Origin of the sequence: Neohoeflea coraliihabitans (genome assembly GCF_019334345.1) — a bacterium.
GTDB classification, from domain to species: Bacteria; Pseudomonadota; Alphaproteobacteria; order Rhizobiales; family Rhizobiaceae; genus Pseudohoeflea; species Pseudohoeflea coraliihabitans.
Window position 1 is genome coordinate 365,580 of record NZ_JAHWQX010000002.1, and the last position, 25,918, is coordinate 391,497.

General features: G+C 58.4%; 24 protein-coding genes and 2 pseudogenes. 8 read left to right on the forward strand and 18 right to left on the reverse strand.

Annotated features, from left to right (window positions below; genetic code table 11):
• Window positions 1-2: 2 nt before the first annotated feature.
• The 6 genes from KY465_RS07760 to KY465_RS07785 form a co-directional block, all read right to left on the reverse strand.
• Window positions 3-986 (reverse strand): TRAP transporter substrate-binding protein, encoded by a 984-nt coding sequence (locus KY465_RS07760; protein WP_219201103.1) that lies wholly within the window; start codon window positions 984-986, stop codon window positions 3-5.
• 61 nt (window positions 987-1,047) lie between these two features.
• A complete protein-coding gene (locus KY465_RS07765) occupies window positions 1,048-1,854 on the reverse strand; it encodes an IclR family transcriptional regulator (protein ID WP_219201104.1) in 807 nt (268 codons plus the stop codon).
• A gap of 764 nt (window positions 1,855-2,618) precedes the next feature.
• Entirely contained in the window at window positions 2,619-4,346 is a 1,728-nt protein-coding gene (locus KY465_RS07770; RefSeq protein WP_219201105.1) for a recombinase family protein, read from the reverse strand.
• A gap of 7 nt (window positions 4,347-4,353) precedes the next feature.
• On the reverse strand, window positions 4,354-4,803 hold the full coding sequence (locus tag KY465_RS07775; RefSeq protein WP_219201106.1) for a DUF2924 domain-containing protein: 450 nt from the start codon (window positions 4,801-4,803) through the stop codon (window positions 4,354-4,356).
• Window positions 4,800-5,156, reverse strand: a complete 357-nt coding sequence (locus KY465_RS18785; protein WP_346432612.1) for a DUF3489 domain-containing protein — start codon at window positions 5,154-5,156, stop codon at window positions 4,800-4,802. The genes KY465_RS07775 and KY465_RS18785 overlap by 4 nt, the downstream gene beginning before the upstream one ends.
• Before the next feature lie 206 nt (window positions 5,157-5,362).
• Window positions 5,363-6,499, reverse strand: coding sequence for an HNH endonuclease (locus KY465_RS07785; protein ID WP_219201108.1), 1,137 nt, complete (start codon window positions 6,497-6,499; stop codon window positions 5,363-5,365).
• A gap of 481 nt (window positions 6,500-6,980) precedes the next feature.
• Here KY465_RS07785 and KY465_RS18635 point away from each other — a divergent pair, with 481 nt between their 5' ends.
• Window positions 6,981-7,103: a hypothetical protein gene (locus tag KY465_RS18635; RefSeq protein WP_255561521.1), complete on the forward strand. Its 123-nt coding sequence runs from the start codon at window positions 6,981-6,983 to the stop codon at window positions 7,101-7,103.
• A gap of 332 nt (window positions 7,104-7,435) precedes the next feature.
• Here the strand turns inward: KY465_RS18635 and KY465_RS07790 are convergent, their stop codons facing one another.
• Window positions 7,436-8,479 carry a sugar-binding transcriptional regulator gene (locus KY465_RS07790; RefSeq protein ID WP_219201109.1) on the reverse strand — a complete coding sequence of 348 codons (1,044 nt, stop codon included), beginning with the start codon at window positions 8,477-8,479 and terminating at the stop codon, window positions 7,436-7,438.
• Window positions 8,480-8,512: 33 nt separating this feature from the next.
• Here KY465_RS07790 and surE point away from each other — a divergent pair, with 33 nt between their 5' ends.
• Window positions 8,513-9,373, forward strand: coding sequence for a 5'/3'-nucleotidase SurE (surE, locus tag KY465_RS07795; RefSeq protein WP_346432613.1), 861 nt, complete (start codon window positions 8,513-8,515; stop codon window positions 9,371-9,373).
• Between the two features lie 23 nt (window positions 9,374-9,396).
• Here the strand turns inward: surE and KY465_RS07800 are convergent, their stop codons facing one another.
• Window positions 9,397-10,242: a metallophosphoesterase family protein gene (locus tag KY465_RS07800; protein WP_219201110.1), complete on the reverse strand. Its 846-nt coding sequence runs from the start codon at window positions 10,240-10,242 to the stop codon at window positions 9,397-9,399.
• Window positions 10,243-10,392: 150 nt separating this feature from the next.
• Between KY465_RS07800 and KY465_RS07805 the strand changes: the two genes are divergently transcribed.
• The 5 genes and pseudogenes from KY465_RS07805 to KY465_RS07825 all read left to right on the forward strand — a co-directional run.
• A complete protein-coding gene (locus tag KY465_RS07805) occupies window positions 10,393-11,409 on the forward strand; it encodes an ABC transporter ATP-binding protein (RefSeq protein WP_219201111.1) in 1,017 nt (338 codons plus the stop codon).
• Window positions 11,410-11,426: 17 nt separating this feature from the next.
• Window positions 11,427-12,710: an ABC transporter substrate-binding protein gene (locus tag KY465_RS07810; protein WP_219201112.1), complete on the forward strand. Its 1,284-nt coding sequence runs from the start codon at window positions 11,427-11,429 to the stop codon at window positions 12,708-12,710.
• Window positions 12,711-12,770: 60 nt separating this feature from the next.
• Window positions 12,771-13,643, forward strand: coding sequence for a carbohydrate ABC transporter permease (locus tag KY465_RS07815; RefSeq protein ID WP_219201113.1), 873 nt, complete (start codon window positions 12,771-12,773; stop codon window positions 13,641-13,643).
• Entirely contained in the window at window positions 13,640-14,503 is an 864-nt protein-coding gene (locus KY465_RS07820) for a carbohydrate ABC transporter permease (RefSeq protein ID WP_219201114.1), read from the forward strand. The genes KY465_RS07815 and KY465_RS07820 overlap by 4 nt, the downstream gene beginning before the upstream one ends.
• A gap of 52 nt (window positions 14,504-14,555) precedes the next feature.
• A pseudogene (locus tag KY465_RS07825) lies at window positions 14,556-14,825 on the forward strand (Na/Pi cotransporter family protein); the annotation flags it as partial.
• A 305-nt stretch (window positions 14,826-15,130) separates the two neighbouring features.
• Here the strand turns inward: KY465_RS07825 and KY465_RS07830 are convergent.
• The 3 genes and pseudogenes from KY465_RS07830 to KY465_RS07835 form a co-directional block, all read right to left on the reverse strand.
• Window positions 15,131-15,520 carry an ATP-binding protein gene (locus KY465_RS07830; protein WP_255561592.1) on the reverse strand — a complete coding sequence of 130 codons (390 nt, stop codon included), beginning with the start codon at window positions 15,518-15,520 and terminating at the stop codon, window positions 15,131-15,133.
• A gap of 78 nt (window positions 15,521-15,598) precedes the next feature.
• Window positions 15,599-15,757 (reverse strand): annotated as a pseudogene (locus tag KY465_RS18640) (histidine kinase dimerization/phospho-acceptor domain-containing protein); the annotation flags it as partial.
• Window positions 15,758-16,183: 426 nt separating this feature from the next.
• On the reverse strand, window positions 16,184-17,440 hold the full coding sequence (locus KY465_RS07835; RefSeq protein WP_255561593.1) for a sulfatase-like hydrolase/transferase: 1,257 nt from the start codon (window positions 17,438-17,440) through the stop codon (window positions 16,184-16,186).
• A 14-nt stretch (window positions 17,441-17,454) separates the two neighbouring features.
• On the opposite strand from KY465_RS07835, the gene KY465_RS07840 reads away from it, so the two are divergent.
• A protein-coding gene (locus KY465_RS07840; protein WP_219201117.1) for an IS3 family transposase occupies window positions 17,455-18,593 on the forward strand; the annotation gives its coding sequence in 2 pieces (ribosomal slippage) (window positions 17,455-17,692 and window positions 17,692-18,593; 1,140 coding nt in all).
• Between the two features lie 703 nt (window positions 18,594-19,296).
• Here the strand turns inward: KY465_RS07840 and KY465_RS07845 are convergent.
• From KY465_RS07845 to KY465_RS07875, 7 genes are all read right to left on the reverse strand, one after another.
• Entirely contained in the window at window positions 19,297-20,193 is an 897-nt protein-coding gene (locus KY465_RS07845; protein WP_219201118.1) for an NAD-dependent epimerase/dehydratase family protein, read from the reverse strand.
• On the reverse strand, window positions 20,190-20,921 hold the full coding sequence (locus KY465_RS07850) for an N-acyl homoserine lactonase family protein (RefSeq protein WP_219201119.1): 732 nt from the start codon (window positions 20,919-20,921) through the stop codon (window positions 20,190-20,192). The genes KY465_RS07845 and KY465_RS07850 overlap by 4 nt, the downstream gene beginning before the upstream one ends.
• 2 nt (window positions 20,922-20,923) lie before the next feature.
• Window positions 20,924-22,201, reverse strand: a complete 1,278-nt coding sequence (locus KY465_RS07855; RefSeq protein ID WP_219201120.1) for a TRAP transporter large permease — start codon at window positions 22,199-22,201, stop codon at window positions 20,924-20,926.
• Window positions 22,198-22,698 (reverse strand): TRAP transporter small permease, encoded by a 501-nt coding sequence (locus KY465_RS07860; RefSeq protein WP_219201121.1) that lies wholly within the window; start codon window positions 22,696-22,698, stop codon window positions 22,198-22,200. The genes KY465_RS07855 and KY465_RS07860 overlap by 4 nt, the downstream gene beginning before the upstream one ends.
• Window positions 22,699-22,807: 109 nt before the next feature.
• Window positions 22,808-23,815: a TRAP transporter substrate-binding protein gene (locus KY465_RS07865; protein ID WP_219201122.1), complete on the reverse strand. Its 1,008-nt coding sequence runs from the start codon at window positions 23,813-23,815 to the stop codon at window positions 22,808-22,810.
• A 61-nt stretch (window positions 23,816-23,876) separates the two neighbouring features.
• Window positions 23,877-24,338, reverse strand: a complete 462-nt coding sequence (locus KY465_RS07870; protein WP_219201123.1) for a tripartite tricarboxylate transporter TctB family protein — start codon at window positions 24,336-24,338, stop codon at window positions 23,877-23,879.
• Window positions 24,335-25,855, reverse strand: a complete 1,521-nt coding sequence (locus tag KY465_RS07875) for a tripartite tricarboxylate transporter permease (protein WP_219201124.1) — start codon at window positions 25,853-25,855, stop codon at window positions 24,335-24,337. The genes KY465_RS07870 and KY465_RS07875 overlap by 4 nt, the downstream gene beginning before the upstream one ends.
• Window positions 25,856-25,918: the final 63 nt, after the last annotated feature.

Genomic DNA, 25,918 nt, shown 5'->3' on the forward strand with positions numbered 1-25,918 from the left:
TCCTATTTACCGACTTTTTCACGGTATTCGGAGATGGCGTCCGCGGCCCTGTCACCGGCCTGCTCGGCGAACTGGTCCCAGATCTTCTCCGATTGCTCGGCGATCTGCCCGGCCAATTCAGGCGAGACATCCGACACATCCATGCCGTTCTCACGAAGCTTCGCAAGATTGCCCTCGTCCTCCTCACGCGCCACATCCCAGAACTGAGGCTCGAGTTTCGCCGCCAGTTCAGTGATCGCCGCCTGGTCTTCTTCAGAGAGGGCGTTCCAAGAATCGAGATTAACGGTCACGACAGAGAGCGGATTGGCCCAATCGAAGCGTGTGTAATCGCTCAAAAACTCCCAGAATTTGCCGTCCACTCCGGAGGAAGAGGAGGTTGAAACGCCCTTGACGACGCCGGTGGCCAGCGACGGAACGACTTCGGCCCAGGGCAGCAGGACCGGAGCGGCGCCGAGCGCTTCGAAGAATTCCACGGCGCGAGCATTGGCTGCGCGGATCTTGTAACCGGCGAGATCGTCGACCTGTTCGATGGGCCGGTCGGCATAGACCCCCTGTCCAGGCCAAGGCACGACGTAAAGAAGCTTCTGGTTGTTCTCCTGGAAAATCTCTTCCATCGCCGGACGGATGGTGTCGACGAGTGTACGGGTTTCCTTGAACCCCATGGCAAGGCCAGGCATGGCACCGAGGCTGGCAAAGGGCACTTCCCCGTTCTGTTGCTCGAAGGAATATTCGGCGATCGGAACGATCCCGTCGCGTACCGAAGACAGTGCTTCAGGCCCCTTGATCCCGAGAGCGCCGCCGGAATGCACGGTGATGTTGACTTCGCCATCGGTGACGCGCGAGACCTCCTCGGCAAATTTCTTGGCATTCTTGACGTGGAAATTCGTCTCTGGAAATGCCGATGACATGTCCCATGTCACCGCGTGGGCGGCCTGCGCCACCATCAGTGCAGCTGCCGCGGCAGTTACGTAAACCAGTTTCCTCATTTTCTTCTTCCCATGTTGTCGGGCGGCCGCGAGGCGCTGCCGGCCCTCGGTTGCAGACGGCTCACCCCAGGGTGCCCGTCCGGTGATCTGTGGATTTCATCAATGCGGCGAGCGTCTCTGCTTCCTCTTTAAGAAGGGCTCCGACCTCCTCAATGCGATCCTCGGTCATTCGCTCGCTGATCGCAGCGATGCTGAGTGAGGCGACAATTTCGCCATCCGGACCTCTCAGCGGTATTCCAACACCGGTCACGCCCGGCAGGACGATGTTGCGGTCAATGCTGTAGCCGTGCTTGCGCGCCTCGGCGCACAGGGCAGCCACGCGATCGCGATCCAGGTTGAAGCGCGAATACTGATCGGCGCAGGCCTTCAGCACCAACTTCTGCTCAGCCTCGGAGAGAAACGCCATGATCGCCAAGCCGCCGGCCCCGACGCCAAGCGGCCGGGTCGAGCCAACCTCTAGGGTGAGCACCTTAACGGGGAAGGAGCCCTCCGTTCGCGCCGAGCAAATCATGCTGGCGCCGATCCGGGTCGTGAGAAAGATTGTATCGCCGGTGCGCTCGCTCAGGCGCGCCCTGGACTGCAGGGTCAGCCGCTCAAGGCCAAAGCGCTCGGAAGCCTGCTCGGAGAGATGGATCAGCCACACACCGAGGAAATAACGGGACGCAACAGTGTCCTGCTCAAGGAGACGTGTGGCCACAAGTGCCTGCAGGAGACGATGCGCCGTGGCGCGCGTCAGGCCGGTCTCACCCACAACGTCGGCCAGTTTTGCGCCGGTGGCAGAGTGTTTTGAAACCGCCCGGAGGATGTCCGCTGCCCTGTCGATGCTCTGTACTGCGCTGGCGCCAAGCTTGGTCGATGTGCTGTCCATATGAAGACGCTAGTTCGTTTCATCCCACGATGCAATACATTCTGTCTCAATAATCGACATTGGGCGAGCTTGCAGTGTGTTCCAGCGTCGTCGTAACCTCCGATAGCTCAGCTGCGCCGAGCGATGTCGACCCGGGATACGTTGAGAAATCGCTTCGAAGCGGTTGTTGGTACTGAAGTGGCGCGACCGAAATTTCGCAAAAAACTCATGATGAATTGAGGTCCACGGTGCGGTGCCCAAGAAGTATGAAATGCGGCCTCAAGCCAAGCTTGACGAATTCACCTGGGGGGAGCGGCTCAGCGCGCCGGTCAAGAATGCGGAGAGGTGAATCCTATTGATGGCAAGCTGTTTGGCGATATCGGCGCGGCCGATTCTCGTCGAGGCCTGCAAGATCAAGCGTACTTGGCAGCAAAGACCCGAACTTGACGGGAACACCGCGCAGCATGCGACTTGTTGACTGATCTTTCGCCTATCTTACTGTCTGCGCGTCCTGAAAACCGGGAAACTGGACAGAGACCAGCTCACGGCCGACTGTGTCCCCAGCCACTCCTTCCAGACTTTTCCCTACACTTCCTATTTTGCCAGAATTACGCCGACTTTTCAGCGGCTTGCAAGCTTGGGATTCCGCGTGAGACGCAATGCGAGCCTCCATATCGGCTCGAAATCGCCGAGAGTCTCAGTCGGCCAATTCGGGGCTGACAGTTTGCCAAAGACGGTTGCTCTGGAGCATCAGGTTCTTGAGGTTGTCGAGAGTCTGGAGCTGACTAGAGCGTAGCAACAATGCGGCGCTGGGCCTGCCAGTCAAATGGCAGCGGATTGATGCCGAGCCATTTTGCGGTGAGGCCCGCGGGCTGATCGCCCTGGACGACCTGCTTTACAATGTCGGGAGCGAGGAAGACCAGATCGATGACCTGCATGATCCTACGCTTGGACAGATTTTCGCTTTCGGCGATCTCTTCGAACGTCTGACCGCTTTTGATCGCGTCGTAATATTCATGCGCCTTGGCGATGCTGCGGATCAGGGTGGTGTCGATCGGTTGCGATGTTTCGGCACCGATCACGAGTTTCGTTTCGACCCCACGCTTTCTGAACTGGAACGGCAGTTCGAATGTCCGTACATCCAGGTTTAGATCGTCTTCCGATATCTCGATTGCATCGGCGATCGCCTCCAGCGACAGGCTTACCTCGATAGCCCCCGGGCTGATCGTTGCCTGCTCTATGCAAGACAGGATTGCCCTCGCATCCTTCGGGCGGGACTGCGCGTCGACCAGATCAAGCTGGCTGCCGATCTTCGAGATTGCATCCGTTGTTGTATTGATCAGCAGATCGACCGGAAGGCGATCTCGTAGATGGGACAGGATTGCCCTAGCGATCTGATCCTCAAGTGGCTTGGCCGGCAGGCGCCAACCGCCGATCTTCTTCTGATCCTCGTCTTTGCCAGAACCACCGATCAATCGGCTGGAGATATAATAGCGATGGCGGGTGCCATTCTTGTTCGTGTGGGTGGGTGTGAGCTTGTCGCCCGTCTCATCGACAAGCTTGCTGGCAAGCAGGCTGATGGTTGCGCGTCGTCCCCTCCCCTTGCCCCGCTTTCTTGAAGACGTTTCCTTGAGGTGCTGCTGGACCTCTTCCCAAACATCTGGATCGATGATCGGCGGATGCTGTCCCTCATGAACTATCTCCTTGTGCCGGATCCGTCCGGCATAGACCGGATTGGTCAGCAGGTAATGAAGCGTTGCCCGTTCGATGGAGAAGCCAGCCGCGCATGGTGTGTTCGCAGGTGTTGCACTGGCTGCTTCGGATCCCGGCACGTCGGGTTGTATCTTGCCCTCCTCCCGCGTTCCGACCTTTGCCTTTCCACGCAGCCCGAGCCGCTTCGCATGATCCATGACAGCAGCGAGTGAGCGATGTTGGCGGTAGAGATCATAAAGCGTCCTAACGGTCTCGGCTTCTTCCGGTATGATTTTGAGCGTTCGACCATCAGGCTCGTATCCCAGGGGGATGGCGCCACCCATCCATAGCCCCTTCTTCTTCGATGCTGCGATCTTATCCCTGATCCGCTCTGCCGTGACCTCCCGTTCGAACTGCGCGAACGAGAGAAGCACGTTGAGCGTCAATCGCCCCATGCTGGTGGCCGTGTTGAAGGATTGAGTGACAGACACGAAGGATGCATCGGCTGCATCAAGGCGATCGACCAACTTCGCGAAATCGGCAAGCGATCTCGTCAGCCGGTCAATCTTGTAGACAACAATCTGATTGACCAGTCCATCATCGACATGCTGGAGCAGTTTCTTAAGCCCTGCCCGTTCCAGCGTCCCACCTGAGATGCCACCATCATCATAGTGCTCAGGTAACGCCACCCAACCTTCATGCTTCTGACTTGAGATATAGGCGGCACAGGCTTCCCTTTGCGCATGGAGGGAGTTGAACTCCTGGTCCAACCCCTCCTCCGATGACTTTCTGGTGTAGATGGCGCAGCGGATCTTCTTCATGGCCGATCTATCCCAGTCCGAAAAACCGTGGCCCCGACCAATGCGCGTCCGTGATCTTTTTAGCGATGGCACTCAGTGAGCGATATTGTTTGCCATCCATCTGGAAGCCATCCTCCAGAACCTCGACCTGATAGGTTCGGCCATTCCATTCCCGGACCAGATGCGTTCCGGGGCGAAGAGCAGTTTGAAGTGATGACTTCGATCTACCGCCCGCATCGGACGCTTTTTGATCAGTCTTCAAAGCGGCTTTGAGGACCTTTCGAACGGCTCTTGAATGACCGCCGTGAGCTTTGATCTGCGCCTCATAGGCGAGCGCGCTACGCATAAACTGGACGGAGACATACTTGAGTGAATGACCGCCGATTGTTCGTCGCCACTCATCGATACAGCCTTCCCGGGACAGGGCTTCAAAGCGAGCGGTATCAACGAGCTCCCCTGCCCTTACCGTGCGGCTCATGACGACGCACCTGCAGGAGCAGTTTCATCGTCCATCGACTTGGCGTTGATCGCGTAGATCAGTTCACCGGTTTTGGGTGACTTCGAGGTCACGACATCATGACCCCGTTTACGCAGACCCGAGATCGCAGCTCGCACCGTATGTGCTTGCCATCCCAGTTTTTGGGTGATGGTCGAAATCCGGGCGCCGTTCGGTTTGGACAGCAGCGCGACAAGCTGATCGTGCTTGGTCTTGGCTCCCGATTTGGCTGACTTCGCGGGCTTGGCTACGCGTGCCGGCTTGTGGTCATTGGCAGCCGTCGCATCGGGGCCGGCGCTCTGATCTTCAGCTTTTTCGATTTCTTGGATAGTCACTTTGGTCTCCACCCAGCTTCATCGACCAGGACATCTGGCCTTGCACTGAGTGAAGCCCGCGCTGCGGGCGGGTCAGCGGTTAGGTGTATCGGCGACCCGCCGACAACAATGCTTGCTTTGCCGCGGAAGTCCAGTGCAAAGCTGACTTCGCAGGTCTATCGTTGCAGCCTGAATTTGGCCCGAAGCGGAACTTCGTTCAGCCCGGGTTATATTGTCTTGGCTGGTGGGTACGCATTCATGTGAAGTAGCCCGTCATCCCCGATCTTTGCCATGACTGCTTGTCCGTGACCGAAAGAACCACCGGCCCGAGCAGCCGATAGATAGTGAAACACCAGTATTTCTTCCCATTTATCGCCATCGAGATCGGCCCTCATAGATTCCCGCATCATCACGTCTAGGCCATTGTGAACGGTGAATCTGACTTCGTGATCTCCAAGACTTTCGACTTCGCAGATGCCGGCGTTCACCACATCTGCGACGGTTATCAGGCCAACAGGTCCCTCCACGTCTTCTGGCTCGAAAAGTCCTTCTGTCACCCATTCTGCCGCCCAGCGATCAAAATGCTTCAGCTTCACGATTGGCTCACGCAATGCGGACTCCTCGGCGAACGACGAGTCGCGGATGGCCCGCAACGCTTCGGTCGTTTCATTGGCCATGCTGGCTATCTTCACTTCAGTCTGCGTTTGCGCGAAGTAGCCCAGTTCTTGAGCACGAATAAACTCGTTGCTTGTCCTGCAGGAGACTGAGTCGCCGTTCGATGAATGTAAGATGACTTCGCTAACGGTGCCGCGGCCCAGGGCAAACGGCTTATCCATAAGTGTCCCGGCTACAGACGAATTGGCAGTGGCGGACTGTGCCCCTTCGATCTCCGGCGTAATACGCAAAGTCACGGTGCCGTCGAACTGGTGAGCGAAGACACTGACCATTTCCTCCGGAGAGACGTCATTTTTCTCGGATGCTGCCTTCAGGGCGAGATAGGACTTGATCTCATCATTCGACTTGAGTCGCGCAGCCAGGCGGTTCACAATTTCTGGCTTTTTCTCCCGGGCAAGCTCAAGATAATAGACTAGGGCGGGTTCTCCCATCTGCTTGGCAGATTTGCCCTGATTTTGAAAGTTAATGGATGGCAACAGGTTCTCGAAGCCGTCGATATCAAAATCGTCCGGGACTAGATTCTTGGCGTTAAGTGCTTCCAGTAGTTCTGGCTTAGTAATCGGAATAACGTGATCTATGTGTAGCTGAGTCCACATCACGGGCTCGCCGGTATAAGCCGACTTCTTGTCCCACACCTCCCATATTGCCCGTCTCACTTCAGTTGAAACTTGTTTTCGCTTTGCGCCCATGCGAATTCAATCCTACCTAGCTTTCGCCCATAAACGTACGACTTCACGCCGACCGCGCCCAAGCCGCGCCCCCTTTATAAGGAATTCCTCTGTTCGACACAGCAGCAAGATGGTTGGACTGACGACGTCTGTAGTGCGCTTATTGCGCATAGGCGGCAGGGCCTCGTTGCAAGCGACGTCCGCTTTTAGGTACGGGCCGGTGCCTCCTGTAAGTCCGAGTTGGGGGCGCATTTCGGTACGGCCGCTTTGCGCCCCCATTCCGGACGTTCGAGGGGCACTGGCGACTTCCCGAAAGCCGACATTACTTATGACACAGCCGAGCGCCACCCGATTACTTCGACGTATATGTTCGAAATCCACCCTCTCCGCCATTTTGATTTGCAAGCGATTGATAATTCGCGGTTTTTTGTTGCAATCGGAATTCATCCCTAACCGCCTCCCTAACTGTTAGTCGCGCGGGTAAAGGGATTTTGGGCAACCCGTGCTGCGCAAGAAGCCGAACGGTCCGATCATTAAAGGCGCGCATGCGGTCGATCGCGTGTATCGCGTGCTCGAAGCGTTCCATCCGGCGGGCGACTCGGTTCCCCGGCCCATCCTCTTTTAGGAAAACCCTGAGCTTATCGGTAACCCGAGTTGGCGGGCGCATTTGAGCTTGAGCTTGAGATAGATCTGTACGTCTGGCTGGGATCTACAATGGCACTGCCGTGGGCGGCATCCTCTCCCACGAGACACGAGCGCTCAGCTACGCCGTCGGCGAGTATCGGTTCGAAACGCAGAGTCATTGGCCACTCCTCTGCCGCAAGGAACATGCCGAGTTTCCATGGGTTCCGGACGCGCCATTGGTCAAGCACCCTCCGGGACCCGACCATGAAACTGCTCCATCTGAGCGGTTCTCGATCATTTACCTGCTTTGGGTTGGCGCCGAAGCAACCCTTATCACGAACGTGTGCGCTCGACTGGCGGGAGCTCCAGCAGCGCATTGGCAGCGGCGACATCGGTGATCAGCATGCGTGCGCCGGTCGCGAGGAGGCCGGCACGGATGGCCTGCACCTTGCGCACGCCTCCTGAGGCGATCACCACCTTCGGCACCTGCCGCAGGACCGTCGGATCGATCGCCATCACCCGCCGGTTGACCGGATGGTCGATGACGACTCCGGTCTGGTCGACGAAGTGGCAGAGCACGTCGCCGACCGCGCCAGCATCGCGCAGGCTCTTTCCGTCTTCTGGCTGCAGGATGCCGCGCCTGAAGATGGACGCCTGCGTGCTCACGTCACCCACGCTGAGCAGGGCAATGTCGACGGATCGGGCGCGCTCCCTGAGTTGCCGGAAATCCTCCTGCGCCCACAGGGCCTCCGCTAGGCCCTCATCCGGCACGAAGACCGGGGCCGTGATCTGGTAGAGTTCCGACTGGTAGAAATCAGCTAGACGCCAGGCAACGGATGACGGGTTGTAGGCGGAGGCCCGGGTCAGACCGCCCAGTAACGACACGACCGTCAGGCCTTCGGCTTCGCGCCACGTCAATGCGCGCATACAGGCTTGCAGCGATCCACCCCAGCCGATGCCCACCGACAATCCGTCCGACACCTGGTCGGAGAGAAAGCGCGCGGCGGCGTATCCGACAACACTGGCGATAGTGGCCTCTCCCTGATCCGAGGCCGGAACCACGACCGCCTCGTAAAGGCCGAGATGCTTTTCCAGCGCCCGCTGAAGGGCGAGAAACGACTGCGCCTGGGAATTGATGATGACCTGCACGGTGCCTTCGTCGCGCGTCGCGGCGAGAAGGCGGAGAACCTTCAGCCGGCTGATCCCCAGATTGTGCGCAACCTGTTCCTGGGTCATCCCCTCGACGTAGTAGAGCCAGGCGCAACGGAGCTTGAATTCCTCCTGGTTGGCCTGAAAGCTGGTGCGCTTCGATTTCGTCCTGGCTGTCACAGCCCTGCTTCGCTCTCGTTTCGGGTTCTGCCATGCGATCCGATCCATAGCACAAACTCGGACGTTGCATACTGAACAAAAATGCATGAAAAAGAAGAAATGTTCAAAAAAATGCTCGCGGGTCGTCGACAAGCACGCGCGCGCGCCGAAGATGCTGGCTCACCACGGAGAATTGCAGATATGAGAATCCTGATCTCGAACGATGACGGTATCGATGCACCCGGTCTCGGAATGCTCGAACAAGCCGCAAAGCTGATCAGCGACGATGTCTGGGTGGTGGCGCCCGACGGCAATCGCAGCGGCTACGGACATTCCATCACGCTGCGCAAGAGCTTCCGCATCGAGCGGCGCGCCGAGCGCCGGTTTGCGTGCTCAGGAACGCCGGCAGACTGCGTCATCGCCGCGATGAAGTGGGTATTCGACGGTGCCAGGAAGCCGGACCTGATCCTCTCCGGGATCAATGAAGGGCGCAACGTGGCTGAGGATGTGGCCTATTCCGGCACCATGGCCGTGGCCCGCGAAGCCGCCCTGCTCGGCATCCCGGGAGTCGCCTTCTCGATGCCGCGGGTCGCGGGACCGGCGGATAGCACTGGGGTTCAATGGCTTGCGGATCGGATCGAGGGCTTCTGGCGTACTCGCGCGGAATGGGCCTCGGAGGGCCACTGGCTCAGCGTCAACCTCCCCACCCAATTGCCTGCTCCCCTGCGTGCAGCGCGCCTAGGCCGCGACAAGGTGGCCAAGCGAGTCATCATCCATCGCGAGGATGCCCACTCCGCCGATATCGAGCCTCTGGCCGACCGGGACTACGCCACGCAGCCCGGGGATGAGAACAGTCTGCTCCAGGGTGGGGCCGCAAGCGTCACCTGCCTGCACTGGATGGGCCATGCCAGCGTGCCGGCCTCGCTGCTGTGGGAGGAGGCCGCAGAGGTGCGCCAGGCCTGAGTCCACACACCTCAAACAGGATTTCACGCGAAGGGATAGACGACGCCGATGCAGTCGTCGAGGTGGCTGTTCTGGAAGTCGGGATGCGTGCGGACCTGCGTCGCCACACTGCCATCGTCATGAAAAACATGCTCAAGGTAGCCGACCTGGCGCTGCCCGCCCATTTCGGGAACGAGTTGCTCGCGGGTCGTGAAGGCAACCGAGGGACACCAGATCAGCTCTACGGAACCGAAACGGCGCGCGCGCTGCTGATGCAGGTGGCCGCTTGCGATCACCTTCAGGTTGGGGTGCTCCATCAGGAAGCGCAGGGATTCCCGCCCCTCGGGGTCCACCGTCCAGTAGCTCAGTTCGATCGGATCCGGTTCGTCGACAAAGAACGGCTGGTGGGTGAAGAGGGCGAGGTGCCGGTCGCCAACGTTTTCAAGGACATTGCGCACCCACTCTTCCTGTTCCTGTTCGCGCGGGAGCCCCGTGCCGACAAGCAGCGAATTGATACCGACCATCCGCCACGAAGCGCGGTCGATGGTCCAGCGATCGGTGCCGTAGTAGGCCAGGTAGCGCTCCATGCGCTCCTGGCTGATCGCGCTCCCGTTCTCCGACTGCGGCCGACCCAGCCTCGGATTGTCGCCGACATCGTGATTGCCGGGGATGTAGTGAATCTCCCGTGAAAGGTCGCCGTAGAATGATTGGCAGAACTGGAAATCCTTTTCGTGCCGTATCCCGTCGAGTGTGATGTCTCCGGTGTGGATGATGAGGTCGTGGTCGGATTTCTGCAGCACGTCCAGCATCAGTTCGTTGTTGCGACGGAAATGATCGAACCGGTCCGACAGATGGGTGTCCGAAAGATGCAGCATGCTGAAGGCGGTCATCAGAGGTCTCCTCGCTTGGCTCAGCCAAGGGAATAACCCCGGCGAGCAGTTTTGAACATTTGTATTGACGACCGAATTTTCGTTCAATAGCTTTCTTGCGATTGTCCCGCATGGCCGCACGGGCTTTCGAAGGGTGGAGTAAAGATCGGAATGTCAGGAATTCATGTCAGCGAGCTCAGCAAGCGGTGGGGGGATGTCCACGCTGTTCACGATGTGAGCTTCGAGGTCGAGCCCGGTACGCTCACGGTACTGCTTGGGCCGTCCGGCTGCGGCAAGTCCACCACCCTCCGACTGATCGCCGGTTTGGACGACGTGAGTTCCGGTACCATCCAGATCGGCGGTCGCGACGTGACGAACGCCCCTCCCGCCGAGCATGGCGTCGCCATGGTATTTCAGTCCTATGCACTGTTTCCGCATCTGAGTGTACGCGAGAACATCATCTTCGGCCTGAAGGTCCGGCGCGTGGATGCGGCCGAACGTGACCGCCGGCTGAAACGTGCCAGCGAATTGCTGAACCTCAGCGAGCTTCTGGACCGGCGGCCGAACCAGCTTTCGGGCGGTCAGCAGCAGCGCGTGGCCCTCGGCCGGGCTATCGTCGCCGAAGCGCCCGTCTGCCTGATGGACGAGCCGCTGTCCAACCTCGACGCCAAGCTGCGAGCCGACATGCGGGTCGAGATCCGCGCGCTGCAGCAGCGTCTCGGTCTGACGATGGTTTACGTGACCCACGACCAAGTCGAAGCCATGACGATGGCCGACACGATCGTGGTCATGAATCAGGGCCGCATCGAGCAAATCGCGAGTCCGCGGGAACTCTACACCCGTCCTGCGACGACCTTCTGCGCGCGATTCATCGGCACGCCGCCGATGAACCTGATCCCATCCGAACATGTGCATGGCCATGAGGAGCTGCCACCGGGCAGCGCCATTGGCGTGCGTGCGGAAGACCTGCACCTGGACAGCGCCGGTGTTCCGGCGACGGTGGAGAGCGTTGAGTATCTCGGCGCCGACGAGCTCATCACCGCCCGCATCGGCGCGGCAAAAGTTGTTGTCCGGCAACCGGCGCGGGCTGACACCCCGTCCGGCACCGTTGGCTTGGCGTGGTCGCCAGGCGTGGCGCACGTTTTCGGCCCGGACGGCAAGCGCCTTGAAGAGGCGCAGGGAATCTAAAACTGGGAGGAAACCCTATGAGACACCTACTGAAGACCTCGACCCTATCCGGTGCACTGCTCGGACTCTCGATGTCCACCGCGCTTGCGGTCGATCTCGAATTCTACTTCCCCGTCGCTGTTGGTGGAGACGCCGCCGCGACGATCCAGGCGATGACCGAGGAGTACATGTCGGCAAACCCCGACGTGAACATCAATGCCATTTACACCGGCAGCTACGCCGACACGACGACGCGCGCCATCACTGCGGCACGCGGCGGCAACCCGCCGCATCTGGCGATCCTGTCCGCGGTGGACGTTTTCATGCTCATCGATGAAGATCTCATCGAGACCTGGGACCAGCATCTCAGCGAGGAAGAACTCAAGAACTGGGTTGGCGGCTTCTACGACGCGTTCCGCGCCAACACCCACAAGGAAGGCAAGACCTGGGGCATTCCCTTCCAGCGCTCGACCCCGGTGATGTACTACAACAAGGACGCCTTCAAGGAGGCCGGTCTCGATCCGGAATCGCCGCCGGCGACCTGGGAAGAACTGGTCGAAATGGGCAAGAAGCTGACGGTCCGCGACGACAGTGGCAACGCCACCCAGTGGGGCATCCGCATCCCCTCCTCCGGCTTCCCCTACTGGCCGTTCCAGGCCCTGGCCATTGCCAACGGCGCAGAGCTGATGAACGAGGCTGGCACCGAGGTGTATTTTGACCAGCCGGCGGTGGTCGAGGCGCTCGAGTTCTTCGTCGACCTGTCGAAGGAACACGAGATCATGGCGCCCGGCATTGTCGACTGGGGTGCCACACCGAAGGCCTTCCTCGATGGCGAAACGGCGATGGCCATCACCACCACCGGCAACCTCACCAACATCCGCACCAATGCCACCTTCGACCTCGGCGTGGCGATGCTGCCGAAGAACAAGCAGTACGGCGTCGCAACCGGCGGCGGCGACTTCTTCCTGTTCAAGGGGCATGGTGAGGAAGAGACCCGCGCGGCGATCGACTTCGTGAAGTGGGCCACCGCGCCCGAACAGGCTGCGGCGTGGTCGATTGCGACGGGCTACGTCGCACCGCGTCCGGACATCTGGGAAACCGAGAAGATGAAAGCCTATGTCGAGGAAGCACCGGGCGCTCTGGTCGCGCGCAACCAGCTTGAACACGCAGTGGCTGAATTCTCGGTCTACGAGAACGCCCGTGTGCGCCAGATCCTCAACGATGCGATCGCCGCCGCCATCGTGGGCGACAAGACGCCCGAGCAGGCGCTGAGCGATGCGCAGAGCGAAGCTGACGAAGTGCTGAAGATCTATCGCCAGTAACCTCACCGGGGACGGCCGTCCGCGGCTGTCCCCGCCTCATCCCCACAAAGGTTGCGAAGCATGATCAAACGCGAGTGGATACACGCCTGGTTGCTGCTGGCGCCCGCGCTGCTGCTGCTGTTCGCGTTCACCCATCTGCCGGCCGTGCAGACCGTGTTCGACAGCTTCTGGTCGACCCCGCGCGGACGTCGTCCCGCTGTCTTTGTCGGTCTGGACAACTACCAACGGATGCTCGCCGATCCGATCTTCATCAAGGCGATGGTCAACAATGCCATCTACGCTCTGATCACCATTCCGGCCTCCATCGCCCTCGCGCTCTCCATGGCGCTGTTCGTGTCCGGCAAGATCCGCGGCCGCGGCACGCTGCGCATGGCCTATTTCACGCCGACCGTACTGCCGCTGATCGCGGTGGCCAACATCTGGCTGTTCTTTTACCTCCCCGGGTTTGGCCTGTTTGACCAGATCCGCGGACTCTTCGGCTTCGGACCGATCAACTGGGTCGGGCAGCCGACGACCGCGCTCTACGCCATCACCGCGGTGACCATCTGGAACCAGGCGGGCTTCTTCATGATCTTCTTTCTCGCCGCGTTGCAGACGATCCCGGAGAGTCTGCGAGAAGCCGCGGCCCTCGAGGGCGCTTCGCGGTGGACTATCTTCTGGCGAATTACCTGGCCGCTGATCATGCCGACGACGCTGTTCGTATCGGTCAACGCCACCATCAATGCGTTCCGCATGGTCGATCATGTCTTCATCATGACGCAAGGCGGGCCGAACAACGCCTCCATTCTGCTGCTCTACTATATCTACGACCAGGGCTTCCGGTTCTGGGACACCGCCTACGCGGCAACGCTGACGGTGGTCATGGTGGCCATTCTCTGCGTTGTCGGCATCGGCCAGTTCTTCCTGCTCGACCGTCGGGTACACTACAGATGACAACCACCGCCCTTGCCCAGGACCGATCTTCGTCCGTGTCCCTGTCCTCCCGGCTGGAGACGGATCGCATCCTTTTCGTGGTTGGTGCCTGGGCGCTGGCACTGGTCTGGCTGCTGCCCCTGCTCTACGCCGTGTGGACGGCCGTTCACCCGTCCGCCTACGAGACCCGCTTCGACCTGCTGGCCCCGTTGACGCTGGACAACTTCGTCCAGGCGTGGAATGCGGCGCCCTTCGCTCGCTACTTCCTCAACACGATCCTGCTGGTCACGATGATCCTCGTGGCGCAGCTGGTGCTGTGCACCCTGGCCGGTTTCGCCTTCGCCCGTCTGGAATTCCCGGGCAAGAACTTCCTGTTCACGCTCGTCCTGCTGCAATTGCTTGTGATGCCGGACATCCTCATCGTGCGTAACTATGCCACCATGAGCGCCTTGGGGCTGGTCGACACCATTCTTGCCATCGGACTTCCCTACTTTGCCTCCGGTTTTGCCATCTTCCTCCTGCGGCAGACCTTCAAGACCATTCCGAAGGAACTCGACGAGGCCGCGCGAATCGAGGGCTGCAGCCTGCTGGGGCTGATGTGGCGCGTCTATGTCCCCCTGGCCAAGCCGACCATGCTGGCCTTCGGGCTGGTCTCGGTATCGCACCACTGGAACAACTTCATCTGGCCGCTCATCATCACGTCTTCTGCCGAAACCCGGCCGCTGACCGTCGGCCTGTCAATCTTCGCGACGACCGACAGCGGGGTTCAGTGGTCGATCATCAACGCTGCCACCCTGATCACGTCGGGCCCGCTGCTCATCGGCTTCCTGCTGTTCCAGCGGCAGTTCGTGCAGAGCTTCATGCGCGCCGGCATCAAGTAGCGCACGATCGAGACGGGTTGACGCCGCCAACCCATCAAGGGCACGATCACGCATGAACGGTTCAGTATTCTTCCTGCACATGGCCGGCTCGGTCGCGCTTTTGCTGTGGGCCACGCGCATGGTGCGCACTGGGGTCGAGTGGGCCTATGGCAACGTGCTGCGCCAGCGCCTGCGCAAGACGCTGGGCGACCCGTTCATGGTGGCGCTGATGGGCGTGGCCATGGCGGTGGCGCTGCAAAGCTAGACCGCGGTGACGCTGCTGGTCGGTTCCTTCGCCGGGCTCGGCACCGTCACCGGGCTCGCCGGCATCTTCGCCGTGCGCGGCGCCTGGCAATAGGCTCGCCCGGGTTCGGCTAAAACAACCTGAAGAAACGCCACAGCAGTTCGAGAATGCACGGTAGATGCCTCCGAGCCTTCCAGGGGTGCAGCTAGGCGCAAATCGCGTTCCTGCGCCTCGTGGCGGCGAAGCAGAGCGCAGTCAGTTTGAGGTCAATCTCAACGTCAAGCATATCGACGAACGGCCGTTCCTATGAAGCCCATACCCCGCGGGATTGGGATCAGCAATTGTCAGCAGTCGGTGGGCGGGGGCGGTAAGATAGCCTCACAACGAGCAGACACGCCAAGGTATCAACTAGCCCTCTGCGCCTGCAGGGAGATGGTGGCGGCGAGTCCGTGCGGATCGCAGTTCCTTAGCGCAAGGGTGCCTGCCATTCTCGCGACAGCTTCCTGCGCGATCGCGAGACCCAGGCCGCTTCCGGTCTGCGAATGTGTGCGGCCGCGAAAGAATCGTTCGGACACGCGTGGAAGATCATCGGCGGCTATCCCAGGGCCGTCATCCTCGACCACGATTTCCAAATGTTCGCCGGCTTCTCTCACCCGAACCACAACCTTTCCCTCTGAGTGGAAAAGAGCGTTCTCGATGAGGTTGCGCAGTGCCAAGGTAAGCAATACAAGATCGAAGCGCGCGACTGCCTTGTCATCAGTTTCAACGACTACGCGCTCGTCGGCTGCGGGCATATCCGCCAAAATTCGCCCTAGAATGTCCGAGAGCGCCGCCGCCGAATGCGGGGCTCTTTCCGCCCCTTCGACCGCTGCCAGGTCGAGCAATTGACGGACGAGTCTCGATGTTCGGTCCACGCCAGCGACCATCTGGCGCAGTGCATTCTCTCGAACCTCTCCGTTTTGGCTGGCAAGCGCCACCTGAGCCTGCGTCTTCAGTCCCGCAAGCGGCGTCTTCAGCTCATGGGCTGCAAAGGCGGTAAAACTCTTCTCGCGCTCTCGCGCCGGAAACTAGATCATCGCCCTTGATCGCAAGTCTCAGCCAGTGGATCGTCACATCGTCCCGGTCGATGCTGGCGGATCAGGAAAAACGCATTTCCTCATCATAGCCGCGCACATCAGCGATCCAATCGGCAAACTCAGCGTCTGTTCACGGAAATGGATTGCGGGTGATAGATGATATGGAAGGCCGCGGTTTCTATCGGTTTTCGCCCACAACCCGGCGCTGGCTCTGATCGAAGGATCGGATTTCCAGAAAGACCGATTGGTCCAGTATGACCTGACACCCGTTTCTTCCTCCAATTTTGGGTAGGTTTCGTCGCCTGTTGCTACGCTCCCCCAGCTTGGACCGCCGGATGATGGGGATTTCCGGGGGCAGAGCACGCCAAGCGGCGGCAAAATTCACTTTCCTTTGCCATAACGCGCGCTGTCGCCAGGCGGCGGAGTCGCGCCGAATCCACCTTTGGAGATGACTGCTTCGCGCCCGCCGTGGCGGTCAACCAGATTGGCCTGATCAGCCTTCGCCATTTTGTCGATCTGCTCCGGATCCAAATATCGGCGCAGGCGTCGTTCGCCCTCTGCACATGCCTTGGCGGCGGCAGGGTCATTGCTCCTGTCGCTGCGCTCCTGTGGATCGGTAGGCAAATGAAACAATTGCGAAGGGTATCCACCGGCATATGCAATATATTTCCAATCGCCGTACCGGATCATATAGGCCCCGCTTGCGGCGCCACCGCCGTGGAACTGCGAGAGCACGTCTTCCGGCGGTTCGGCTCTCCCCTGAGCCATGGCCAGAAGATCGGTTCCTTCCGGCCCGGCTCTCGGAAGTCCGAAAGCCTCGCGTACGGTCCGGTCGATATCGGCCAGTCCGACCCGCGCGGAAATCTCTTGTGCCGGCACATCCGGCCCCGCAATGATCAGCGGTACGGCGGCCGATTCCTCATAGAGCGTGGACTTTCCCCAGAGATCCCGCTTGCCGAGTGCTTCGCCATGGTCGGACAGGTAAATCACGCGGGTGTTCGAGGCCAATCCGGATTGATCCAGCGAGTCCAGCACCCGGCCCACATTTGCGTCCATGAAGCTCGTGAGCGCGTAATAGGCTGCGACGGCCTGCCGACGTTTGGTCCCGTCGAAACCGTCGTCCCAATTGAGACTTTGGCGCATTTGCGCGAACCACGGATGACCGCGTTCGCTGGCCGTGGCAGAAAAGGGAAGTGGCATGGTCTCATAGGGATAAAGGGCGGCAAACTCTTCCGGCGCGGTGAGTGGGAAATGCGGCGCCACGAACGAGACGAACATCAACCATGGCCTGGCCGCCTCACCCTGTTTCGCGCGCCCCAGTATCTCGCCACAGGCCGCATCGGCGATGGCCCGGTCGTAACGAGTCGTAGACGTTTCGCCCGTACCAACGCCCTTGGCCAGGGAGCGACCTTTCGCCCGTTTGGGCAGCGGGTTGCGCACCGATCCGAGGACATCGCCACGACCATCGACGACATGCATCGGCAGAAGAGTCCGACTGAAACCCGTATCAACCTCCGGGGACCGGTAATGCAGCTTTCCGATGGAGAGTGTTTCGTAACCGGCATCACGCACGGCGTGTGCCCACCCTGCCGGTGAATAGCCCCTAGATTCGTAGACGCCTTCTTCGCTAATTTTCAGGCAAGGAGGCCATGATGGGCAAAGTCAATTTCAGCGATGATTTCAAGCGGGACGCGGTAGCGCAGATCACTGAGCGGGGCTATCCGGTTGCGGAGGTTTCGAAGCGGCTAGGCGTCAGTCCGTACTCGCTCTACGCGTGGAAGAAGAATTTTTCACAGCCATCGGGCGGCGACGACAAGGATGCCGAGATCAGACGGCTGAAGCGCGAACTGACCAGGGTCACCGAGGAGCGCGACATCCTAAAAAAAGCCACCGCGTATTTCGCCAAGGATGCAAAGTGAGATACGCGTTCGTTGTCGAGCATCGTCCGCTGTTCTCAGTGCGGGCGATGTGTCGCTGCCTGCGCATCCAACCGAGTGGCTTCTATGCCTGGCTGAAGAACCCGCTGAGCAAACGGGCGAAGGAAGACGCTCGCCAGACCGAGCTCCTCCGGAAGGCCTGGAAGGAAAGCGGCAGGGTGTATGGGTATCGCAAGCTCCACGATGATCTGCTGGATCAGGGCGAGACGATTTGCCCGAACCGCGTTGCGCGTCTCGCCAGTTTGGCAGGCATCAAGGCCCAGGTCGGCTACAAGCGCCGGCCGGGCGGCCATGGCGGCAAGCCGTCATTGGTCGTCGACAACACATTGGACCGGCAGTTCGATGTGGATGCGCCGGACCGGGTCTGGGTTACCGACATCACCTACATCAGGACGCTGGAAGGCTTCGCCTATCTGGCTGTCATCATCGATCTCTATTCCCGCCGCGTCGTCGGCTGGTCGATGCAGAGCCGTCAGACGACAGACATGGTCCTGCAGGCGCTGCTCATGGCCGTATGGCGCAGAAAGCCAAGGAACAAGGTGCTGATCCATTCGGACCAGGGTTCCCAGTTTACCAGTATGGACTGGACATCATTCCTCAGGGCTCACAATCTGCAGCACTCGATGAGCCGGCGCGGGAACTGCCACAACAATGCTGTCGCCGAGAGCTTCTTCAACCTGCTCAAGCGCGAGCGAATACGGCGTCGGACCTACAAGACGCGCGCCGAGGCAAGGCAGGACGTGTTCGACTACATCGAGATGTTCTATAATCCGAAACGCAAGCACGTCAGGAACGGGATGCTGTCGCCCGTCGAGTTCGAAAGGCAGCAGGAAATGAGAACCGAAGGCGTGTAGAAAACTCGGGGCTATTCAGACAGATCCCGTAAGCCATTCAGTCGCAATATTTCTGTGATGTCGTTCTCCCCGAAATGAGCCTTCCGAAACGCCTGAAAGTCGACCTCTCCGTTGCAAACGAGCGTTATGCGGCGTCCTTTCACGAGGCGAGATAAGATCTTCGAATGCGGTGCTAAGGTGGTCACACCAACATACAGAATTACCAGCAGGCCAGTGGCTGCGAGGGTGGGAAGCAGTGGGGCGTTTCCAGTGAGGGCGCGGCTCAGGCTTGATCCTAAGATAACAGTCAAGACGATATCTTGGGCCGACAGGTTCAGAAATGATCTCCGCGGCGCCATCCTGTAGAGCAGGATGGCGTAGGCGAAGATGATTCCAGCGCGGATACTCATCTGCCACCAAGCGATACGAGGCGTATCCTGCCCTATCAGGTAGTAAAATGTCTCCACTATCGAGGCTCTCTCCGACTCCTTATGCAAGATGTGCACGGTCGCCGGTCAGACACAACCGGATTTGAAGCGATCGCTCGTAGAATGCGCAGGGAACTTCCGCTTCCGCGCACCTTACCGTTGCCCTTCGCGGCGCGGCAAACACCGACATGCGCGGCGAACGGAAGGAAGGTGTGGTCAGCCGTCGTACGCAGTCGATTGATCGGCTGCGGCGGATTTGCGGTCGTCCCTCTACTATGCTCCTTTGGCCAGCAGATTCACTTTCGGGTTAGGCAGCTTAGATAGTGAGAAACCGATGTTTTCAGATCATATTGTGCAATGTACCCGAAATCTTTACGAGACCTCGAACAATCGACGGATTCCGGCCAAGGGTTTATACCTCCATCTGCAACACCAATACATGCATCTGGCAAAATTCTTCTAACTTCGTTTGCAAGATCTCGCACACGGGTGCTAAAACCACCAACGTTATAAAAGGCGTTGAGCTTCCGCGGAGACTGTAACGCGAGAACACACGCAGCGGCAGCGTCCGGCCCATAGACCATATCCACTCTCCGATCGCCTTCGGCAACACTGACCGGCTCGCCAGCGACCGGTTTCCTGAAAAGATCGACAACGAACGAGGCGGCGCCGCCTCGATCTCGTTCCGGACCGAAAACTGTCGTCAAGCGCAAGCCAACCGTCTCAAGTCCGAGTGAACGGTAGGACCGTGCCATCTTCTCGAGATAAAGCTTTCCCGCGCCGTAGAAGGTCTCTGGCGCCTGTTGATGTTCCTCCGACACAGGACCGCCACTCCTATCAGGAGCGTAAGTCATGACCGAACTGCCCCACACCACTCGTCGACAACCGGTTTCCATTGCGGATTGGAAAACATTGGCGGTGCCGACGATATTGACGGAAACACTCTCGAACGGCCGCTCGCCATCGATGTCGATCAAATGGGCAAGATGGATGATCCCACCGACACCATCGACCGCTCTCTGAACAAGTTTCGGATCTGCAATCGAACCTTCGTAGATGTCGTGACGAGGATGTTCGCGTTCGAATTGGACGTCCAGCAAGCGAAGCGGCTGGCCAGCTTTTTCGAGCTTCTTGACGACCTGTCGTCCAATAAATCCGGATGCGCCGGTTACCAACACAGGGGCGCCGCTCATTGATAGCTCTCACTGTTAAGAACTGTCCAATCGTGGCCTGGCAAAATCAGGTCACAAAATTCTCTGCTCCGCGCGCTCGCCGCATACCAGTCCGGCAAACTGTGAACGATACCGGTTGGTATATTTTGCTCAATGTTCTCAAATAGCGGAAAATGATCCGATCCAAGCAAGATACGTCGATCCCCTGTTTGCACCAAGACTCCCTGCAAGCCTGGCGTATGACCTGGCATCAGCACCGTTCTTACTCCTCTGCAGACATCGAAATCCCCATCGACGAGTTCAAAACTTTCTACGCCGACCATGTATGGCGGCGGGTTGATATCGCATTCGTAGATGGGTCGGTCGCAATGGAGCGGATCTTTTGCATACTCGAACTCGGAGCGTTGCACGACAAAGCGCGCGCGGGGCAGTAGGTGGTTTCCGTAGCAATGGTCCCAATGCAGGTGCGTGAGTACAACTGTCCTGATTTCACTCGGCGAGATTCCATGTCTCGCGAGTTGGCGCTCGAGGGATTGTCTATCCGCGCAAGCGAAGGGATTGTGGTAGCGAGTACCCCAATCGACATCGGGTTTGGGTCCAGTGTCGACGAGGACGGGTTCGGCGCCGCCCAGTATCAACCAAGCCAGACAGGAAATCTGCAGCTTGTTGCCGAGTCCCGTTCTTAGCGTGAGACCGCTGCGGTCGACAGTCAACGTCCCGAGGTCCAAGGGATGAATAGTCAAGGTCATACTCAAATAAATCCAAGCCAAGAAGGGACAAGTAGAGTGAAGACAGGGAACACGCTAATCAGAATCAGGACCACCAGTTCCACGATCAAATAGGGCCAGATGCGTCTGATTAATTGGCCGAAATGGATTTCAGCAACAGCCGCTGTGGAAAATAGGCAGAGCCCGACTGGCGGCGTTATCAGCCCGATGACGAGGTTGATCACCATAACCACGCCGAGTTGTATGGGATCCAAGCCGACAGCCGCTCCCGCGGGTATCAGAATAGGTCCGAGGATGAGAATGTTCGCGGTGGTCTCCAAAAACATGCCGGCGATCAGCAGCATGAGATTGATCATTAACAGCACCACGATCGGATTATCGCTGATGCCGACCAAAAAAGCGGCGACCGTTTGCGGCATCTGATTGACTGACAGGATCCAAGAAAATGGATTCGCTGCAGCAACGATCAACATGATCATACAGGTGCCTTTGACTGTCTCCAGCATTGCTTCCCACAATTGTGAAGCAGACAGCGAACGATAGACAAAAAGACCGATGACAAGCGCGTAAACAACCGCAACCGCACCCGCTTCAGTCGGCGTGAAAACGCCTCCCAAAATTCCGCCTATCAGAATCACCGGCAATGTCAGGGGAATGATCGCATGGATAAAAGTTATGATCATGACCCGGATGCTGAACCGAGTGGAAGCGACCGCAGAGTTGTTCCGATTTGCCCAGAAGCTGGCGAGCATCAAGCCGGCGCCAATCATGACCCCGGGCACAAGGCCGCCGGCAAAAAGGCCGCTGATCGAAATGCCGACGGTTGAGCCAAGAACGATCATCGGGATTGACGGCGGGATAATCGGCCCGATAACCGAAGAAGCGGCAGTTATTGCAGCCGCATCGCGACGGTCGAATCCGGCTTTTTCCATCGCCGGGATCATCACCTTGCCGATGGCCACCGAATCCGCGATCGCCGATCCGCTGATGCCCGCGAACAGCATGCTGGCCAGCACGTTCGCATGTGCAAGGCCGCCGCGAATCCATCCAATGCTCGCCTGACTGAAATTGACAATCGCATTTGTCAGATTCGCCCTCGTCATCAACTCGCCGGCGAGTAGAAAAAACGGAATGGCAAGCAGCGGAAAGCTGTCTGCGGCCGTGTACATCTGCTGGGCAAGCGCTGTGAGCGGTGGATGACCGGTAAAGAGCAGATACAGCATGACCGGTACTGCGAGAGCGAAAACGATCGGCATCCCCAATATCAGCAGGATGAAAAATCCGAGAAGAAAGAGCGTCATACCGAATCTCTATCCAAATGACGCAGCCGCGAGAGTGACATCATCAGCTTGGGGAAGAGATTAACCAGCATCAGAAAACCGCCTACCGGCAGCGCGAACCGCGGGATTGATTGCGAGATGCCGCTGCCGAGAGAAATAAATCCGATGTACCGGCCGGCCAACCCGGTAGACACCCAAATGAAGACCACCAGAAAAGCCGCGACAAGAAACTGAAGAATGCATTCGTTTACCGCGCGAATCCGAGGCGGGAGCGTCTCGGAAATTGCCTCGATGCGGGGATGTCCCTCCGTGCTCAGAACCAATCCACCAGCTGCAAATGAAAGCCAGACCAACAGGTAGCGCGCAACTTCCTCGGACCATATCAGCGGCTCCAGAAGAACGTAGCGGAAGAAAACCTGCAAAGCTGAAACAGCGACGAGAACGGACAGCATGACGACGCTGAGAATTGCGGTAGCTTTGTTCACAGATGCCACGCTGCATCGTACTGAAAACGACATCGATCCGTCCCTGGTTCTTGCGGCGCTGGCTGGATGCGCCCCGGACGCCGGTTTGCGGATGAAAAGGAGTCGCCCTGTACGTTTCAGGCCGACTCCCCTCGTCGGTTTTTTACTCGACAGCGCCAGAGACTGATTTGACGCTCTCCAAGAGTTCAGGATCCACTTTTCCGTCAAGTTCGCCCCAGACCGGCAGCGCAGCATCCCTCCAGGCAGTCAGTTCCCCCTCCGTGGGCTCATAGATGGACACCCCCTGCTCTTTCAGCTTCGTGATGAACTCCTCTTCCGACTGAGCGTCAAATTCGTTTGCAGCCCTCTGCGCCACCTCGGCTGCGCTCATCACCGCTTCCTGCTCCTCTGGAGACAGGGAGTTCCACAGATCAAGGTTCATTTGCGCTACGTGAAAAGCCATGACGGCTTTGTTGCGAGTGGCGAACTTGATGGTCTGACCAAATCCGGTGAGGAACGTCCAGCTGGGTTGGAGGTTCAGCCCGTCCACGACACCCTGCTGTACGGCGGTGAACGTCTCGGCCCAAGCCACGGGCGTCGGCAATCCGCCCCAAGCCTTGATGGTGGCAATGTCGATTGGCGAGGCGGTCGCGCGAAACTTGAGACCCGCCGCATCGGCCGGAGTCTTGAGCTCCCGCTTTGTATTCTGCAGCATACGAAAGCCGCCAACCTGAATATAGGCAAGAACCTTGGTACCAACGGAACCTTCGACTTTCGGCTCGAGTGCCTCCGCTATATCATTATCAGCGAAGACTTCATCGGCATGCTCCCTTGAAGAAAACACATACGGAAGGTCCGTCCAAAGGAACGCATCCGTCATGGAGCCCATATTCGCCGTGGCTGCACTGGTAACATCGATTGTCCCGATCCCGATCTGTTGCAGCAACTGGTCATCGCCTCCAAGTTCACCGCTGGGGTGCACTTTGCCGGTGAGAGACCCGTTCGTTCGCTCTTCCATTTCTTTCGTGAACACTTCGAAAAACGTGTAAACGGAGTTTCCCTCTGTCCCGGTATGGGCGATTGTCAGCGGGCGTGCGTTTGCCATGTTAGCGAAGCTCATTCCAGCCACTATAACGCAGGACACGGCCATTCTTCTGATAACAACGTTCATTCCTTCATCCTCCATATTTCTTCAAGATGACAACAGTTTTTATAATCTAGTTTATTTTTATCTAAAACAACATCCCATCAGATATAGTTGAACCAAAACCATACGAGAATATTAAATAAATCGCAGCCAAGAATACAACCGCCGCGCACGCCGTTTTCAAAAGAACGTTTCGCGATATGTTCTTTTTATCCGTCAATATACTTATAATAATGACGCAAAGAAAGCTACTCGGGTAGAAGCCTATTACTTCAACGAGAAGAACATAAATTATTGCTACAAAAGCGACATAAAATGTTCTGAATGTCGGGAGAAAGCGTTCTTGCGGACGCTCGAACCGTCGCGATTGGAGAATCGCGCGCAATCCGATCAGGGCGCTGAGGAGCAATATCGTGATGCTGACAAGCAACGGAAAGACTTTAGATGGGTAGCCCAGTCGGTTGGCCTCCAAGGCCAGCCCCGCTCCAATCAGCACACCGAAGCCGCCGAGTGCTGCGTCTTTGTGAAGTCGTGACGAAGACATCATGAAGCCTCCGCGAATTTACGCAGGCGATACTTTTCCTGCACGATCGGTAGAACGAGCGAAACGACTGTCAGAGTAATGAATAGCAAGGACACCGGTCGCATGAAGAAGATTTCGAAATAATCTCCTCTTGCTTGTGCGAGTTGCAGGCTGACATTGAGTGAATTCTCGATGATTGGACCGAGCACCAATCCGAGCGCCATCGGACCCGTACTGATTCCCACGCGGCTCAACAGGAACGCCCCGACGCCGCAGCCGATCATTACATATACATCAACCATGCTGCTGTGCAGCGAGTAGGTCCCCATGACCGCTATGACGACCACCATCGGAATGATCCAGCGCATTGGCATGCGGAGCAAATTGGCCGACAGGCGTAGCATGAAGAAGCCGATGAAGATGAGAAGAATATTAGCGATCAGTAGAGAAGTGATGAAAGTATAAGCGACATCAGCTGACTCGGTCAGCAAGGCAGGACCAGGAATGATCCCGTGAACCAAGAGGCCGCCCATGACAATGGCAGCCGTTGGGCATCCGGGGATACCCAGCCCGAGCATCGGAATCAAAGAGGCGCCAATCACTGCGTTGTTCGCCGACTCGGAAGCAACAATACCTTCGGTAATTCCGGTGCCAAAGCGCTGCGGATCCTGGTCCCAACGCTTGGCTTCATTATAGGATATGAGTGAAGCAACCGGTCCGCCGGCGCCCGGCAGCATGCCGATGAAGGTGCCAATAAGAGACGAGCGCATCAGGTTCATCTTGCGTTTCTGCGCAAGCTCCCCCAACACGCTTCGCAAAAGGTGGGGTATCGCTTTGTACTCGCCGATGAGCGCACTTCGTTGCTCGGTCAGTTGGAGTACCTGGGAAAATGCGAATATTCCGATAAGGGCAGGAACAAGCTGGATACCCTCGACCAGGGCATCGACGCCGAATGTGAACCGTGGCGTACCAATGACCGGGTCCAACCCGACGGTCCCGATCATGAGACCAATACCGCCGCTGAGCAGACCTTTCATGCTGTTGCCGTAGGACAGCGAAGCGATCGTACTTAGACCGAAGATACATAGCCAAAAATACTCGGGGGAACCGATGCGCACGGAAAGCTCGGCAAGCGGCGCGAAAGCGACCAGCAAGATCAAGACACCAACCACTCCGCCGAACACTGAGGCAAAAAGGGCGATACACATGGCTCGCTCTGCCTCACCCTTCTGGGTCATCGGATAGCCTTCGAACGCCGTGGCGATGGACGAAGGTGTGCCGGGTATATTGAGCAGGCACGCGGCATTCGAGCCGCCATAGATCGCAGCTGTCCAGATTGACCCCAGCAGAATGAGACCGGTGGCCGGCTCCATCGCGAAGGTGAACGGCACAAGCAATGCGCACGCTGTTGTCGATGAGATGCCAGGCAGCGCACCCACGGCAATTCCGACGGCAACACCGATGAAGCAGACGAGGAGATTATACGGAGTCACGGCATTGAGGAGACCGCTCCATACAAGTGCAAAGAACCCGTCAATCATCGTGAATATCCTTCAGCACATTCACAGAAATCGGGGCGCCCCTCGAGATTAAGAGGCACCCCC

Excerpts from the sequence above, each read along its gene's own strand:
- KY465_RS07785 (WP_219201108.1), bottom strand. The coding sequence starts at position 6,499 with ATGGGCGCAAAGCGAAAACAAGTTTCAACTGAAGTGAGACGGGCAATA.
- KY465_RS07865 (WP_219201122.1), bottom strand. The coding sequence starts at position 23,815 with ATGAACGTTGTTATCAGAAGAATGGCCGTGTCCTGCGTTATAGTGGCT.
- KY465_RS07855 (WP_219201120.1), bottom strand. The coding sequence starts at position 22,201 with ATGACGCTCTTTCTTCTCGGATTTTTCATCCTGCTGATATTGGGGATG.
- KY465_RS07845 (WP_219201118.1), bottom strand. The coding sequence starts at position 20,193 with ATGAGCGGCGCCCCTGTGTTGGTAACCGGCGCATCCGGATTTATTGGA.
- KY465_RS07765 (WP_219201104.1), bottom strand. The coding sequence starts at position 1,854 with ATGGACAGCACATCGACCAAGCTTGGCGCCAGCGCAGTACAGAGCATC.
- KY465_RS07875 (WP_219201124.1), bottom strand. The coding sequence starts at position 25,855 with ATGATTGACGGGTTCTTTGCACTTGTATGGAGCGGTCTCCTCAATGCC.
- KY465_RS07775 (WP_219201106.1), bottom strand. The coding sequence starts at position 4,803 with ATGAGCCGCACGGTAAGGGCAGGGGAGCTCGTTGATACCGCTCGCTTT.
- KY465_RS07790 (WP_219201109.1), bottom strand. The coding sequence starts at position 8,479 with ATGGATCGGATCGCATGGCAGAACCCGAAACGAGAGCGAAGCAGGGCT.
- KY465_RS07810 (WP_219201112.1), top strand. The coding sequence starts at position 11,427 with ATGAGACACCTACTGAAGACCTCGACCCTATCCGGTGCACTGCTCGGA.
- KY465_RS07860 (WP_219201121.1), bottom strand. The coding sequence starts at position 22,698 with ATGTCGTTTTCAGTACGATGCAGCGTGGCATCTGTGAACAAAGCTACC.
- KY465_RS07805 (WP_219201111.1), top strand. The coding sequence starts at position 10,393 with ATGTCAGGAATTCATGTCAGCGAGCTCAGCAAGCGGTGGGGGGATGTC.
- KY465_RS07800 (WP_219201110.1), bottom strand. The coding sequence starts at position 10,242 with ATGACCGCCTTCAGCATGCTGCATCTTTCGGACACCCATCTGTCGGAC.
- KY465_RS07770 (WP_219201105.1), bottom strand. The coding sequence starts at position 4,346 with ATGAAGAAGATCCGCTGCGCCATCTACACCAGAAAGTCATCGGAGGAG.
- KY465_RS07815 (WP_219201113.1), top strand. The coding sequence starts at position 12,771 with ATGATCAAACGCGAGTGGATACACGCCTGGTTGCTGCTGGCGCCCGCG.
- KY465_RS07850 (WP_219201119.1), bottom strand. The coding sequence starts at position 20,921 with ATGACCTTGACTATTCATCCCTTGGACCTCGGGACGTTGACTGTCGAC.
- KY465_RS07820 (WP_219201114.1), top strand. The coding sequence starts at position 13,640 with ATGACAACCACCGCCCTTGCCCAGGACCGATCTTCGTCCGTGTCCCTG.
- KY465_RS07830 (WP_255561592.1), bottom strand. The coding sequence starts at position 15,520 with ATGCCCGCAGCCGACGAGCGCGTAGTCGTTGAAACTGATGACAAGGCA.
- KY465_RS07870 (WP_219201123.1), bottom strand. The coding sequence starts at position 24,338 with ATGATGTCTTCGTCACGACTTCACAAAGACGCAGCACTCGGCGGCTTC.
- KY465_RS07760 (WP_219201103.1), bottom strand. The coding sequence starts at position 986 with ATGAGGAAACTGGTTTACGTAACTGCCGCGGCAGCTGCACTGATGGTG.
- surE (WP_346432613.1), top strand. The coding sequence starts at position 8,513 with ATGCATGAAAAAGAAGAAATGTTCAAAAAAATGCTCGCGGGTCGTCGA.